A 13,416-nucleotide genomic window follows, 5' to 3' on the forward strand; every position below is an offset into this window, starting at 1 on the left:
GTGCAGGTTTTCGCCGGCCCGGGGCGTCTCGGCGAGAGGTTCCTCGGCATGAGCGGGCGGGCCGGCGAGGCCGAGCAGGGCCAGGACCGCGATCACGCGACCTCGCGACGGGCGCCTCGACCTCCGGGCGGCGCGGCGATGCTCACTCATCCGAGACCTCGTCCCACGCCCCGGAGATCGGCGGCGTCGAGACGAGTCATAGATCCCTCACCAACCGCCGACCAACCGATTCGGTGCCCGGCGCGACGGCTGTCCTCAGGCGCTGAGCCGGCGCGTCGCGAACGGATCGGCGGCCACGAGGTTGCGGGTCATGGCCTCCTGCTCGGCATCGAGGATCGCCTGGGCGATGCGGCTCACGAGGTCGCAGCTCGCGGCCTCGAGGGCGGCATCGTCGCCCGCCCGCGCGGCCACGGCGATCGCGGAGCCTTCCTGCATGACGATCGAGCGGGCGGTGCGGATCGCATCCGCGACGGCTTCGTAGGGGCGGGGCATCGGCCAACTCCACGGGTTGACGGACAGCGCCGCACGGCTGCCGTCGGGTCATCGAAACCCGGAGGCCTGGGAAAGTGTTCCAGGGTGCGGCGTCCCGGCCCGCCGCCCCGGGCGATCGCCGCGCGATGGCGGCCGCCTGAAGCTCCCCGCCGGGCGTCCCGGGTCACGAATGACCCATCGCCGCCAGCGTTGCACCGTCGCTGCCGATATCGTCCGGGCCGGTCATCCCGAGCAGCTCGATCAGCCGGCCGCGCGCCCGGCTCACCCGGCTCTTGATCGTCCCGACCGCGACGCCGCAGATCTCCGCCGCCTCCTCGTAGGTGAAGTTCTGGGCGCCCACCAGCACCAGCGCCTCGCGCTGGCTCGCCGGCAGGGTGCTCAGAGCCGCCTGGAAGGCCGACAGCTCGACCCGCGCCTCCTGGTCCGGCAGCGCCGTGAGGCGGCCGGCCATCACCCCGTCGGCATCCTCGACCTCGCGCCGGCGCTTGCGCTGCTCGGAATAGAACAGGTTGCGCAGGATGGTGAACAGCCAGGCATAGAGGTTGGTGCCGGGGGTGAAGCTATCGGCCTTGGTCCAGGCCCGCACCAGGGTGTCCTGCACCAGGTCGTCGCTGCGGTCGAGGTCGCGGGTCAGCGAGAACGCGAAGGCGCGCAGGGCGGGGATCGCGCCGAGCAGGAGCGCGCGCATCTCGGGATCGACCTGTGTCATCGCGGATGTCATCGCGCGTCCTCCTGGCCGGTGGGCTCGACGGCGGGCGCGTCCGGCGGGGCCGGGCCTCCCGCGGCGGCGGCTTCGAGCCCGGCGAGCAGAGCGGCGAACCGATCCGGCACCGGGGCGTTGAGCAGGTCGGCATAGTGGGCCCGCAGCGCCCGCCCGAGGCGGCGCTGGGTCTCGGTGTCGAGTTCGCCCCGTCCGTCGGGCCGGCCGCGCGAGCGCGGCGCCGGTCCGGCCGGAGCTTCGGTGTCGGTCTCGTCGTCGCGCATCGCCGCCTCAGGCTCGCGGCTGCCGGTGGCCGGGCCCGCGGCGGACGGGCTTGTCCACCGAGACCCGGGCGCGCCGATCGAGAGCCGCCTCTTGCTTCGTTGGCGCCGCAATAAAGCCGTGGATTTTAATGCGATCTGAAAACGGTATTCAGCCAATCTTAATCAAGGCTTGGCTGTAGAGCGCCGGATCGTCTGGAATTCGACGCACGGCTCGACCTGAGCAATATGACGGCAACCTCAGTCAAACCTGGGCCGGACGGTGCGGCGCGGGACGGAGAACGGCGCGGTGCGGCAGCCGGCCCGGGGGCCGTTGCACATCGGCACCGGGGAGCGACGCCGCACGAGGGTGTGACCTGACAGCGCTTGCCGGGCGGCTCGCGGCATCTACCCTAGGGAGCCATGATCTCCATCGGGAATGCCACCTTGACCCCGACGTCGTTTCGTCTGCCCGCCGCCGCGGCCCTCCTCACGCTCCTGGTCGCCACGCCCGCGCTCGCCCAGCGAGACGATCAGGGCCTGCAGATGAATTGCGCCGGCGACTACTTCAAACTCTGCGCCGGGGCCGATCCGGACAGCCCCGAGGTCGAGCGCTGCTTCGCCCGCAACCGCGCGAAGCTCTCGGCCCAGTGCCGCGCGGCGATCACCGCCTATGACCGCAAGACCGGCGGCAAGGGCGACGAGCAGTAAGAGGAGCCAAGCCGCGAACTGCCGCGGCGACGGGGGATCCGCGAGGTCCCCCGATCTCCCGGCCGGCTCAGCGGCCGCTAGAGCGTCCGGTCGAGCCGCAGGATGCGGCACGGGTCGCCCGCCCGGGCGGCCGGCGCGTGCGGCTCGCGGATCAGCAGCGCCTCGGAGCGCGCGAGCACCGAGAGCATCGAGGAATCCTGGCGCTCGGCCGGGTGCACCACCGGCAGCCGGTCCGGCGCGGCATCAAGGGCGGCGCGCATGTAGTCCTGCCGGCCGTCATTGGCCGGCAGGTCGCGGCCGAGCAGCGCCGGCTCGCTGCGGTCGGCCCCGGCTTCCGGATCGCCGACGAGCGCCCGGATCAGCGGGTAAACGAAGAGCAGCCCGCACACCACCGACGAGACCGGGTTGCCCGGCAGCCCCAGCACCGCCATCGGCCCGAGGCGCCCATGCATCAGCGGCTTGCCGGGCCGCAGAGCGATGCGCCAGAAACCGAGATCGAGCCCCTGGCGGGTGAGCGCCGACTGCACGAGGTCGTGGTCGCCGACCGAGGCGCCGCCGAGCGTCACCAGGAGGTCGGCCCGCGCGTCGCGGGCGCGGGCGATCGCGGCCTCCAGGGCGGCGAAGCTGTCGCCGGCGATGCCGAGGTCGATCGCCTCGGCGCCCGCGGTCTCGGCCATCGCGGCGAGCGCCAGCCCGTTCGAGGCGACGATCTGGTCCCATTCCGCCGGCTCGCCCGGCCGCACCAGTTCGTCGCCGGTGGCGAGCACCGCGACCCGGGGCCGCCTTCGAACCCGCAAGCTCGGGTGACCGCCGGCGGCGGCGAGCGCCACCCGCCAGCCGTCGAGGCGCTCCCCGGCCGCGAGCAGCCGGTCGCCCTCGCGGAAATCGAGGCCGCTGCCGCGGATGTGGCGGCCGGGCGGGTTGCCGGCCCGCGCCAGCACGGCGTCGCCTTGCGCCTCCGTATCCTCCTGGATCACCACCGTGTCGGCGCCGGCCGGCAGGGGCGCGCCGGTGAAGATGCGGATCGCCTCGCCCTCACCCACCGGGCCCCGGGCACCGTGGCCGGCGGCGCTGGTGGCGGTCACCCGCAGCCGGACCGGCGCCTCGGGCGAGGCGCCCGCCACGTCCGTGGCCCGCACGGCGTAGCCATCCATGGCGGAGGTCGCGAAGGGCGGCTGGGTGCGGAGCGCCCGGACGTCCTCGGCCAGGGTGCGGCCGGCGGCCTGGGTGATCGGGACCGCCTCGGCCTCGACCGGACGGGCGCCGGCGAGGATGCGTGCCAGGGCTTCGGCGACGGGCAGGAGGGCGCTCATTCGCCGGCCTCGCGGCCGGAGGAGGCTTCCCAGACGCCGGAACGACCGCCGCTCTTGTGCAGCAGCCGCACCCCCTCGACCCGCATGCCCCGGTCGGCGGCCTTCACCATGTCGTAGACGGTGAGGCAGGCGACCGACACGGCGGTCAGCGCCTCCATCTCGACCCCGGTCGGCCCCTGGACCCGCACCTCCGCGGTGATCCGGATGCCCGGCAGCGCCTCGTCGGGTTCGCACTCGACCCGGACCTTGGTCAGCAGCAGCGGGTGGCAGAGCGGGATCAGCTCGTGGGTGCGCTTGGCCGCCATGATGCCGGCGAGGCGCGCGGTGCCGAGCACGTCGCCCTTCTTGGCGTCGCCCTCGCGGATCAGCCGCAGGGTCTCGGGATTCATCACCACCAGGCCCTCGGCGCGGGCGGCGCGGTCGGTCGCCGCCTTGTCGGTGACGTCGACCATGTTGGCGGCGCCGGCGGCGTCGAGATGGGTCAGGGTCGGCATGGCCGGGCTCCGCGGTAACGTCCCCCGCGCTTAGCACGGGCGAAGCCGGCCCCGCCACTTGCGCGGCAGCCGGGCGTCAGCCGTTCAGGGCCTCGCTCTCGGCATCGTCGAACAGGCGCGAGCGCAGGAGGAAGCGTTGCCCGGTGCCGTTCTCGAGCGAGAACATGCCGCCGCGGCCCGGCACCACGTCGATGATGAGCTGGGTGTGCTTCCAGTAGGCGAACTGGGGGGCACTGATGAAGAACTCGGCCCCGCCGATCGCGCCGAGATGCACGTCGCTGTCGCCGGTGAGAAAATCGCCGACGGCGTAGCACATCGGCGCCGAGCCGTCGCAACAGCCGCCGGATTGGTGAAAGAGGATCGGCCCGTGCTCCCGGCGCAGGGTCTCGATGAGGTCGAGGGCCGCCGGGGTCGCGACGACGCGGGGCGGCAAGGTGATCGCGGGATCGGTCATGGCGCGTATCCTTCCAGGAGCGGGGCCGGTTGAACCCCTCCGTCGTCCCGCCTTCGTCCCGGGCGGATTCGTGGATCGGGGCGGCGCCCGAACGAGCGCCGCCCCGTTTCGTCATAGGGGGAGTTGCCGCTCAGAAGAAGCCGAGCTTCTTCGGCGAGTAGCTGACCAGCAGGTTCTTGGTCTGCTGGTAGTGGTCGAGCATCATCTTGTGGGTCTCGCGGCCGATGCCGGACTGCTTGTAGCCGCCGAAGGCCGCGTGGGCCGGGTAGGCGTGGTAGCAGTTGGTCCAGACGCGGCCGGCCTGGATCGCGCGGCCGAAGCGGTAGGCGCGGGTGCCGTCGCGGGTCCAGACGCCGGCGCCGAGGCCGTAGAGGGTGTCGTTGGCGATGGCCAGCGCCTCCTCGTCGTCCTTGAACGTCGTGACCGACAGGACGGGCCCGAAGATTTCCTCCTGGAAGATCCGCATCTTGTTGTGGCCGCGCAGGACCGTGGGCTCGACGTAGAAGCCGCCGGCCATCTCGCCGTCGCGCATCGAGCGGCCGCCGCCGGTGAGCACCTCGGCGCCCTCCTGGCGGCCGATGTCGATGTAGGACAGGATCTTTTCGAGCTGCTCGCTCGAGGCCTGCGCGCCGATCATGGTCGAGGGGTCGAGGGGCGAGCCCTGCTTGATCGCCTTCACCCGGGCGACCGCCTTCTCGATGAAGCGGTCGTAGATCGATTCGTGCACCAGAGCCCGGCTCGGGCAGGTGCAGACCTCGCCCTGGTTGAGGGCGAACATCGCGAAGCCCTCGAGCGCCTTGTCGAGGAAGTCGTCGTCCTGCGCCATCACGTCGGCGAAGAAGATGTTCGGCGACTTGCCGCCCAGTTCCAGCGTCACCGGAATCAGGTTCTGCGAGGCGTACTGCATGATCAGCCGCCCGGTCGTGGTCTCGCCCGTGAACGCGATCTTGGCGATGCGGGGCGAGGAGGCGAGCGGCTTGCCGGCCTCAAGACCGAACCCGTTGACGATGTTGAGCACGCCCGGGGGCAGGAGGTCGCCGATCAGCTCGGCGAGCAGCAGCACCGAGGCCGGGGTCTGCTCGGCGGGCTTGAGCACCACGCAGTTGCCGGCGGCGAGCGCGGGCGCGAGCTTCCAGACCGCCATCAGGATCGGGAAGTTCCACGGGATGATCTGGCCGACGACGCCGAGCGGCTCGTGGAAGTGGTAGGCGACCGTGTCGTGGTCGATCTCGGAGAGCGAGCCTTCCTGCGCCCGGATGCAGCCGGCGAAGTAGCGGAAATGGTCGATGGCGAGCGGGATGTCGGCGTGGGTGGTCTCGCGGATCGGCTTGCCATTGTCCCAGGTCTCGGCCAGCGCGATGAGGTCGAGGTTCTCCTGCATCCGGTCGGCGATGCGGGTGAGGATCAGGGCGCGCTCGGCCGGCGCGGTGCGGCCCCAGGCCTCCTTGGCGGCATGGGCGGCATCGAGCGCGCGCTCGATGTCCTGCGCGTCGGAGCGGGCGACCTCGCAGATCACGCCGCCGGTGATCGGCGAGGTGTTCTCGAAGTAGCGGCCCGCCACCGGGGCCACCCACTGGCCGCCGATGAAGTTGTCGTAGCGGGCCGAGAACGGGGACTTCGTCTTGGCGTCGGCGAAGAATTCCGGCTTGTTCATGCTTTCCTCCCAGTCACCCCGGTGACGAGGTGCGGCGAGATCGTCATGGCAGGCCGCATGCCAGGGCGCGGACACGGGCCGTCCGGCGCAGGCGACATCTGGGCAATCTCTTGAAACAGAAAACATTTTTCCTCTGCCGCGTGCGCCTTACGACCAAAATCCACCCTCGCCTCACCCCCGCCGTCCTGGACCGGACGCGCGACACCTGCGACACCTGTCACAAACAGCGACACCTCGTGCGTCGTCCGACAAACCGGGAGGAGGCCGGGCATGCAGAGCCGCGTGAGCACCCCCCGCACCCTGCTGGCCGCCCGGCGGCAGGCCTTCGGGCCCGGGGTGGCGGAGCCGCCGCCGCCGATCCTGCGCTCCTGGGAGCGCTGCGCCGCCCTCGGCCTCGATTTCGGGGCGCGCCCCCGGGTCGAGCCCCTGAGCTCCGCCGAGATGCGCGCCGCCTTCGACCGCAACGAGGCTTTGCGCCAGCGCTGCCGGCCGGAGATCGAGGCCCTGCACGCCGATGCCCGGGCGACCGGCGGGCTGGTGATCCTGACCGATGCCGACGGGCTGATCCTCGATACGCTGGGCAACGACAGCTTCGCCGGCCGGGCCGCCCAGGTGGCGCTTCGCCCCGGCGTGCCCTGGAGCGAGAGCCTGACCGGCACCAACGCCATCGGCACCGCCCTCATCGAGCGCCGCGCCGTCGAGGTGCGGGGCGCCGAGCATTATTTCGAGCCGCACCGCATCCTGAGCTGCGCCGCGATGCCGATCCTCGGCCCGGACGGCGCGGTCCTGGGCATCCTCGACCTCACCGGACCGTCGGGCATCCACCAGGGCCACGCGCTCGGCCTCGTCGGGCTCGCGGTCGACGCGATCGAGCACCGCGTCCTCGACGCGGTGCCGGCGGGCTGCGAGGTCCTGCGCCTGCACCGCGACCCGGCGCTGCTGGGCACCCCGCGCGAGGGCGTGCTGGTCTTCGAGGGGCGGCGGATCGTCGGCGCCAACCGGCACGGGCTCGCGCTCTTGGGCCTCGGCTGGGACGCGATCGGGGCCGAGGCGGCCGATCGCCACGGCGGCGACCTCGCACCCGGTCCGCTGACGCTCCGCGACGCGCACGGCGCCCCGCTCTACGGCCGCCTCCAGGGCGCATCGGCCCCGGCCCGGCGGCGTTCGACGGCCGAACCCCCGCGGCCCGGCCTCCCCATACCGGGCCCCGAGGCGCCGATCCTCGATCCCGCCACGCAAAAACTCATCGCCCGCGCCGTGCGGCTGATCGAGGCCGGCATCCCGGTGGTGGTCGAGGGCGAGACCGGGACCGGCAAGGAGGTGTTTGCCCGCGCCGCCCACGCGGCCTGCGCGCGATCGCAAAAGCCGTTCGTGGCGGTGAATTGCGCGGCTTTGCCCGAGACGCTGATCGAGGCCGAATTGTTCGGCTACGAGCCCGGCGCCTTCACGGGCGCGGCGCGCCACGGCGCCAAGGGCCTGCTGCGCCAAGCGGAGGGCGGCCTGCTCTTCCTCGACGAGATCGGCGACATGCCGCTCGCCCTGCAATCGCGCCTGCTGCGGGCGCTGCAGGAGCGCGAGGTCCTGCCGGTCGGCGGTACCCGTCCGGTCCCGGTCGATTTCGCGCTGATCTGCGCCACCCACCGCGACCTGTCCCGGATGGTCGAGGACGGCGCCTTCCGGGCCGATCTCTTCTACCGCATCGCCCCCTACCGGGTGCGCCTGGCCCCCTTGCGCGACCGGCCCGACCGCCTCGCCCTGGTGCGCGACCTCTGGGCCCGGACCAACGGCCCGGCCCGCGGCGTGAGCCTGTCGCCGCCCTGCGAGGCGGCGCTCGCCGACGCGTCCTGGCCCGGCAACCTGCGCCAGCTCGTGGCGTGCCTGAAGGCGCTGGCTGCCTTGGCCGAACCCGGCGAGGTGCTGGGTCTCGACGCCCTGCCCGAAGGCGTGGCGGTCCCGGTCGCACCCGCGGCAGTGCCGATGCCCGAGCCGGAGCCGGCGACCGGCCGCCTCGACACCCTGGCGCAGGACGCGATGCGCGCGGCGCTCGCGGCCCATGGCGGCAATGTCAGCAAGGCCGCGCGCAGCCTCGGCATCAGCCGGAGCACCCTCTACCGGCGGTGCTTGGGGCAGCGCGTCGAGCCGTAGACCGGCGCGCTTCCTCTCGGATGTCTCCCGACGATCGACGTCGGCAGCCGGTCGCCGGCGCGCAGCAAAGCGTACGCTGGGATTCTTAAAGCTGCGGATCCTCCGCCGCCTCCAGCCGCCCCGACGCGATGGCGTCGAGGAAGAGCCGGTGATCCTCGGCGTTGCGCTCGCCATAGGCCCGCGCCCAGTCGGCCACGGCCTCCCGGAGGTCGCCGTGGCGGTCGCGGCCGCAATAGCCGGCGATGGCCGCCGCGTCGCCGGTGCGGGCGTGCGCGCGGGCCAGCAGCGCGCCGTAGGCCCAGGAGAAGTAGACCAGCGGCTGCCCGCGCATGCAGCTGATCGGGATCTCGCCCTTCATGTTCTTCATCTGGCGGACGTAGAACGGGCGGTCGTGGATGGTGGTCCAGCCGAGCAGCGGGTCGCCCACCGCCTGGAGCAGGCGCTGGCCGTAGATCACCCGCTCGCCCTCGTGCGAGGCGTAGGGCTCGGGCATCCCGGCGACGTAGGGGGCGTGGGCGGGGCGCACCGCCTCCTTGACCTGGAGGAAGAGCACGTCCTGGTCCGAATTGCCGCAGAGCAGCGCGACGTAGGCCCGGGTGCCGACGCTGCCGACACCGACGACCCGGTGGGCGACGTCGACGACGTGGTAGCGGTTGAGCATGAACCGGCGCTCCGGCGGCAGGGTCTCGGCGTAGCGCTCGAGCCCGGCGGTCACCGCCTCGCGGGTGTCGTCGTCGACCCAGGTCAGGATCGGCGGCTCGTCGCGGAAGCGCCAGCCGCCATCGACCCGGCGCTCGCCGAGCTGGCCGAGCAGGCTCTTGTTGTGGCGCTTGCGCGCCTTCTCGACCGCCCGGTGCACCACGTCGCGGGATTCGTTGTCGATGGCGATGCCGCTGAAATCGAGCTCTTCCGCCTTGGCGGCCCGGTGCCAGACGTCGAGGGAGCCCTGGGGTGCGAGGTCGGTCATCGTGTGCTGGTAGCCGTGGGCCGCCGCGATCACCGCCTCCCGCCGCTCGGCCGGCGGCACATCGAGGTCGCGGGCGGCGACCTCGATGCTGGCGCAGAGCCGCTTCAGGTCCCACTCCCACGGGCCGATCGTGACCTCGTCGAAGTCGTTGAGATCGAGCACGATGTCGCGCTGCGGCGTGCCGAACAGGCCGAAATTCGAGATGTGGGCGTCGCCGTTCATCACGACGTCGATGCCGCTCGTCGGCGTCTGCGCCAGGTCCCAGGCCATCACGGTCGCGGCCCCGCGCAGGAACGCGAAGGGCGAACTCGCCATCCGGGCGACGCGCAGGGGGATGAGGTGGTCCTGGCGGCCCTCTTGCGCCTCCTCGATCAGCCGCACCGGGTCGGGGCGGTCCTCCGGCACCGGCGCCGGGCCGTGGCCGTCGTGCGGGACCTTGGCGCGCAGGCATTTGCCGGCGGCGCGGCGCTTCTCCCACGGTTCGCCGGGCGTGCGCAGGTCGATATGCGGAAAGTCGGCGAGCGGCTCGAGGACGATGTCCTCGGCCGGCCCATCCACCCGCGCGCAGGATTCCATGACGCTCTCGTTCGCCACGGCGTCCGGCAGATGGGACGACGGCAGATCGGACGAGGAGATGTCGGGATGTCTGTCCATGGGATCGGTCCGCGGGCGGCCCCGAAGCTGCGGGGTCGGGGAGTCAACCTTGGCCATGTGCGATCGTTCCGGCCCCGGGGGATGAAACCCCGGCGCCGAACGTATCATCCTCAGCCCTGATGGTCGCGGGCCTCCTGGATCAGGTGCAGGAACTCGCCCGCCTGCTCGCCGCGCCGGTCCGGGTCGTCGCAGGGACGGCGCAGGATCAGCCGACCCTCGCGGGCGGTCAATTCCTCGCCGAGCGGCATCGCCGCCGGGGCGCAGCCGGGCCGGAAGTCGACCGCCAGCCCCTGCGGCCCGCCGGTGAGACGGGCGATGCCGAGCCGCAGGCAGGCGACCCGCAGATGCGCCAGCGCGAACAGCGCCCGCACCCCGGCGGGCGGCGGCCCGAACCGGTCCTCGACCTCGCCGCGCAGAGCCTCGACCTCCTCGGCCGCGCCGAGGCGCAGGAGCCGGGTGTAGAGGCTCAGGCGCACCTCGGGTTCGGGCACGTAATCCTCCGGCACGTCGCCCGAGAGGCCGAGATGGATCTCGGGGGCCCAGTCCTCCGCCGGCTCGCCCTTGGCGGCGCGGAGCGCCAGGTGCAGCAGGTGCTGGTAGAGGCCGAGCCCGATCAGCTTGACGTGGCCGGCCTGGTTCTCGCCGACGAGGTCGCCGGCGCCGCGCAGGTCGAGGTCGCGGGCGCTGATGGCGAAGCCCGCGCCGAGCCGGTCGAGGGCCTCCAGGGTCCGCAGGCGCTTCTCGGCGGCCGGGGGCAGGTCGCGGTCCGGCCGGGTCAGCAGGTAGGCGACGCCCCGGCGCTGGCCGCGCCCGACCCGGCCGCGCAGCTGGTGCAGCTGCGCCAGGCCGAAGCGTTCCGCATCGTGGACCAGCATGGTGTTGGCCCGCGGCACGTCGAGGCCGCTCTCGATGATCGAGGTGGCGAGCAGCACGTCGCCCTCGCCGTCGGCGAAGCGCACCATGATCTCGTCGAGCTCCGCCGGCTTCATCTCGCCATGGGCCACGACGGTGGCGAGTTCCGGCACCAGGGCCTTCAGCCGCTCGGCCATCGGGCCGATCTCCTCGATGCGCGGGCAGACGACGAAGCTCTGGCCGCCGCGGCCCTTCTCGCGCATCAGCGCCGCCCGCACGGTGTCGTCGTGGAGCGGGGTCAGCAGGGTGCGGATCGGCTGGCGCACCGCCGGCGGGGTGGCGATGACGCTCAGCGACTTCAGGCCGACGAGCGCCGATTGCAGGGTGCGGGGGATCGGCGTCGCGGTCAGCGTCAGGACGTGGGCGTCGCCCGCCATGCCGCGCAGGCTCTCCTTGAGGGCGGCGCCGAAGCGCTGCTCCTCGTCGATCACCACGAGGCCGAGATCCGCGAAGGCGACACCGCGCCCGGCGAGCGCCTGGGTGCCGACGACGAGGCGGATCGAGCCGTCGGCGAGGCCCTGGCGGACCTTCTTGGCCTCGGCCGGCGGAACGAGGCGCGAGAGCTGCGCCACCTCGATCCCGAACCGGGCGAAGCGCCGCGCGAAGGTGCGCAGGTGCTGGCGCACCAGCACGGTGGTGGGCGCGACCACCGCCACCTGCTTGCCGGCGAGCAGCGCCGCGGCGGCGGCGCGCAAAGCCACCTCGGTCTTGCCGAAACCGACATCGCCGCAGACGAGGCGGTCCATCGGCCGCGCCGAGGCGAGGTCGGCCAGCGCCCCGTCGACGGCGCGGGCCTGGTCGGGGGTGAGCGGGAAGCCGAAGCCGGCGCCGAAGCGCTCCATCTCGCGCTCCGGCGGGACGAGAGCCGGGGCTTTCGCCTTCGCGCGCAGCCCCGCGGCCTCCAGCATGGCCCGGGCCGCCCGGGCGAGGCCGGCCTCCGTCGTCAGCCGGCGCCGGGCCCAGGTGCCGCCCTCGAGCTTGTCGAGGGTGACGGCCTCCTCCTCCGAGCCGTAGCGCCAGATCCGGTCCGCCTGGGCCACCGGCACCATCAGGATGGCATCGCCGGCAAAGCGCAGGCGCAGGGCCTCGGTGGCGCCGCCGTCGCCGGTCGTGATGCGCTCCAGCCCCTCGAACACGCACAGGCCGTGGTCGCGGTCCACCGCCACGTCGCCGACCCGGAGATCGACCTCGCCCATCGGCAGGATCACCGGCTGCCCGGTGCCGGGCTTCGCCGAGGCGCCGCCATGGACGTCGGGAGCCGCGATCACCGTCGCGGCGAGCTCCGGCACCCGGAATCCCGCGTCGAGGGGGGCGGGCAGCGCCACGATCTCGCCGGGCTTGGCGGCCACCGCCTGCGCCCAGTCGGCGACCGGCCTCACGCTGCGCTCCGCCGCCCGGGCCGCCTGGCGCGACAGCCGCTTGAGCGCCGCCGCGTCGCCGGCCAGCACCACCCGCTCGCCGGCCTTCAGGCGCTCGCGCAGATAGGCCGAGAAGGCCGAGCCGGGCCGGCGCTCGCGCAGGAAGACTGGCACCGCGATCGCCTCCCCCTCCTCCTTGGTCGCCACCGCCACCTCGCGGGCCTCGCGGGCCTCGCGCCACTCCTCGGGGGCGAGGTAGAGCGGCGCCGTCTTGCCGCGGGCGCTCGTCGCGGCGCCGCGCCCCTCGGCGATCTGCTCGAAGAAGGCGTCGGCGCGGGCCTCCGCGCCGGCCTCGACCACCAGGCGGGCCTCCGGCACGTAGTCGAGCACGGTGGCGAGCCGCCCGTAGAGGGTCGGCAATTGGTGTTCCTGGCCGCTGAACGGCTTGAGCCGCACCGGCGCGTCCGGGGCGAGCACGATCTCGGTCGCCGGATCGACCACCAGGGTCCCGACCTCGTCGAGGGAGCGCTGCGACACCGGATCGTAGCTGCGGATCGCCGTGACCTTGCCGCCGTCATGCTCGATGCGGCAGGGCCGTGGCGCGGCGGCTGGGAAGACGTCGACCGTGCGCCCCCGCACCGCGACCTCGCCGGGCTCGTCGACCCGGTCGTCGAGGATGTAGCCGAGGCGCTGGAGTTCCGCGGTCAGCCGCCCGGGATCGAGGGGATCGCCGGCCTTCAGCTCGACCCGGGCCCCGGCCCAGGTCTCGGGCGGCGGCACCCGCTGGATCAGCGCCGGGGCGGTGGTGAGCAGGATGTCGGGCAGGTTCGCGGCATCGGTGAGCCAGCGCAGCACGCCGGCCCGCGCTCCCATCGTGCCGCGCGACGGCGAGGCGCGGTCGAAGGGCAGGCAGTCCCATTCCGGGTAGACCGCGACGCCGATCCCCGGCGCGAGCGCGCGCAGGAGGGCGGCGATCTCCTCCAGCCGGCGGGTGTCGCGGGCGACGTGGACCAGCGGACGGCCCCGGTCGCGCAGGCCGAGGAGCGCGACCGCGAGAGCGCCGGGCGGCACCAGCGGCGCCACGCTCTCCTCGGTTCCCGCCTGTGCGCGCCGTTCCACCCTGCGCTTCGCCATCTGGCCCCGCTCCTTGTTCGCAGCGGGAAACGTCCGGAGGCTTGAGCGGGTCCGGTGCGGGCTGTCGCATGCACAGGAATACCGTGGGGGTGTTCGCTGGGACACGGCCGTGGGCCGTCCGCGGCATCGTCCCGGGGCAGCGTCGCAGCCCCGGGACGATGCCGCGGA

11 protein-coding genes are annotated in these 13,416 nt (G+C 73.3%); 2 read left to right on the forward strand and 9 right to left on the reverse strand.

Annotation, left to right across the window (positions count from 1 at the left end):
* Positions 1–255 precede the first annotated feature (255 nt).
* The 3 genes from QR78_RS17680 to QR78_RS17690 all read right to left on the reverse strand — a co-directional run bounded on the left by QR78_RS17680 (position 256) and on the right by QR78_RS17690 (position 1,476).
* Positions 256–492 carry a hypothetical protein gene (locus QR78_RS17680; RefSeq protein WP_048428872.1) on the reverse strand — a complete coding sequence of 79 codons (237 nt, stop codon included), beginning with the start codon at positions 490–492 and terminating at the stop codon, positions 256–258.
* 163 nt (positions 493–655) lie between these two features.
* Positions 656–1,201: a sigma-70 family RNA polymerase sigma factor gene (locus tag QR78_RS17685; protein WP_048428881.1), complete on the reverse strand. Its 546-nt coding sequence runs from the start codon at positions 1,199–1,201 to the stop codon at positions 656–658.
* Positions 1,202–1,209: 8 nt separating this feature from the next.
* Positions 1,210–1,476: a NepR family anti-sigma factor gene (locus QR78_RS17690; protein WP_048428873.1), complete on the reverse strand. Its 267-nt coding sequence runs from the start codon at positions 1,474–1,476 to the stop codon at positions 1,210–1,212.
* A 423-nt stretch (positions 1,477–1,899) separates the two neighbouring features.
* Between QR78_RS17690 and QR78_RS17695 the strand changes: the two genes are divergently transcribed.
* Positions 1,900–2,163 carry a hypothetical protein gene (locus tag QR78_RS17695; protein ID WP_244276479.1) on the forward strand — a complete coding sequence of 88 codons (264 nt, stop codon included), beginning with the start codon at positions 1,900–1,902 and terminating at the stop codon, positions 2,161–2,163.
* A gap of 77 nt (positions 2,164–2,240) precedes the next feature.
* On the opposite strand, the gene QR78_RS17700 is transcribed toward QR78_RS17695, so the two are convergent.
* From QR78_RS17700 to adh, 4 genes are all read right to left on the reverse strand, one after another.
* Positions 2,241–3,476 carry a molybdopterin molybdotransferase MoeA gene (locus QR78_RS17700; RefSeq protein WP_048428875.1) on the reverse strand — a complete coding sequence of 412 codons (1,236 nt, stop codon included), beginning with the start codon at positions 3,474–3,476 and terminating at the stop codon, positions 2,241–2,243.
* Positions 3,473–3,970 (reverse strand): cyclic pyranopterin monophosphate synthase MoaC, encoded by a 498-nt coding sequence (gene moaC / locus QR78_RS17705; RefSeq protein WP_048428876.1) that lies wholly within the window; start codon positions 3,968–3,970, stop codon positions 3,473–3,475. Before moaC ends, QR78_RS17700 begins: the two co-directional genes overlap by 4 nt.
* A gap of 76 nt (positions 3,971–4,046) precedes the next feature.
* On the reverse strand, positions 4,047–4,424 hold the full coding sequence (locus QR78_RS17710) for a DUF779 domain-containing protein (RefSeq protein ID WP_048428877.1): 378 nt from the start codon (positions 4,422–4,424) through the stop codon (positions 4,047–4,049).
* A gap of 130 nt (positions 4,425–4,554) precedes the next feature.
* The gene (gene adh / locus QR78_RS17715; protein WP_048428878.1) at positions 4,555–6,078 is read right to left on the reverse strand and encodes an aldehyde dehydrogenase; all 1,524 of its coding nucleotides are present in this window, start codon (positions 6,076–6,078) and stop codon (positions 4,555–4,557) included.
* A gap of 270 nt (positions 6,079–6,348) precedes the next feature.
* On the opposite strand from adh, the gene QR78_RS17720 reads away from it, so the two are divergent.
* On the forward strand, positions 6,349–8,223 hold the full coding sequence (locus QR78_RS17720) for a sigma-54-dependent Fis family transcriptional regulator (protein ID WP_048428879.1): 1,875 nt from the start codon (positions 6,349–6,351) through the stop codon (positions 8,221–8,223).
* 85 nt (positions 8,224–8,308) lie between these two features.
* Here the strand turns inward: QR78_RS17720 and QR78_RS17725 are convergent, their stop codons facing one another.
* Both QR78_RS17725 and QR78_RS17730 read right to left on the reverse strand, forming a co-directional pair.
* Positions 8,309–9,766 carry a DUF2252 domain-containing protein gene (locus QR78_RS17725; RefSeq protein WP_048428882.1) on the reverse strand — a complete coding sequence of 486 codons (1,458 nt, stop codon included), beginning with the start codon at positions 9,764–9,766 and terminating at the stop codon, positions 8,309–8,311.
* 188 nt (positions 9,767–9,954) lie between these two features.
* Positions 9,955–13,248, reverse strand: a complete 3,294-nt coding sequence (locus QR78_RS17730) for a helicase-related protein (protein ID WP_048428880.1) — start codon at positions 13,246–13,248, stop codon at positions 9,955–9,957.
* Positions 13,249–13,416 lie beyond the last annotated feature (168 nt).

The sequence above is a fragment of the Methylobacterium indicum genome (genome assembly GCF_001043895.1).
Taxonomy (GTDB): domain Bacteria; phylum Pseudomonadota; class Alphaproteobacteria; order Rhizobiales; family Beijerinckiaceae; genus Methylobacterium; species Methylobacterium indicum.

Bases quoted from the DNA above. Each gene is read 5' to 3' on its own strand.
- QR78_RS17700 (WP_048428875.1), bottom strand. From the start codon at position 3,476: ATGAGCGCCCTCCTGCCCGTCGCCGAAGCCCTGGCACGCATCCTCGCC.
- adh (WP_048428878.1), bottom strand. From the start codon at position 6,078: ATGAACAAGCCGGAATTCTTCGCCGACGCCAAGACGAAGTCCCCGTTC.
- moaC (WP_048428876.1), bottom strand. From the start codon at position 3,970: ATGCCGACCCTGACCCATCTCGACGCCGCCGGCGCCGCCAACATGGTC.
- QR78_RS17680 (WP_048428872.1), bottom strand. From the start codon at position 492: ATGCCCCGCCCCTACGAAGCCGTCGCGGATGCGATCCGCACCGCCCGC.
- QR78_RS17690 (WP_048428873.1), bottom strand. From the start codon at position 1,476: ATGCGCGACGACGAGACCGACACCGAAGCTCCGGCCGGACCGGCGCCG.
- QR78_RS17730 (WP_048428880.1), bottom strand. From the start codon at position 13,248: ATGGCGAAGCGCAGGGTGGAACGGCGCGCACAGGCGGGAACCGAGGAG.
- QR78_RS17720 (WP_048428879.1), top strand. From the start codon at position 6,349: ATGCAGAGCCGCGTGAGCACCCCCCGCACCCTGCTGGCCGCCCGGCGG.
- QR78_RS17725 (WP_048428882.1), bottom strand. From the start codon at position 9,766: ATGGAATCCTGCGCGCGGGTGGATGGGCCGGCCGAGGACATCGTCCTC.
- QR78_RS17685 (WP_048428881.1), bottom strand. From the start codon at position 1,201: ATGACACAGGTCGATCCCGAGATGCGCGCGCTCCTGCTCGGCGCGATC.
- QR78_RS17710 (WP_048428877.1), bottom strand. From the start codon at position 4,424: ATGACCGATCCCGCGATCACCTTGCCGCCCCGCGTCGTCGCGACCCCG.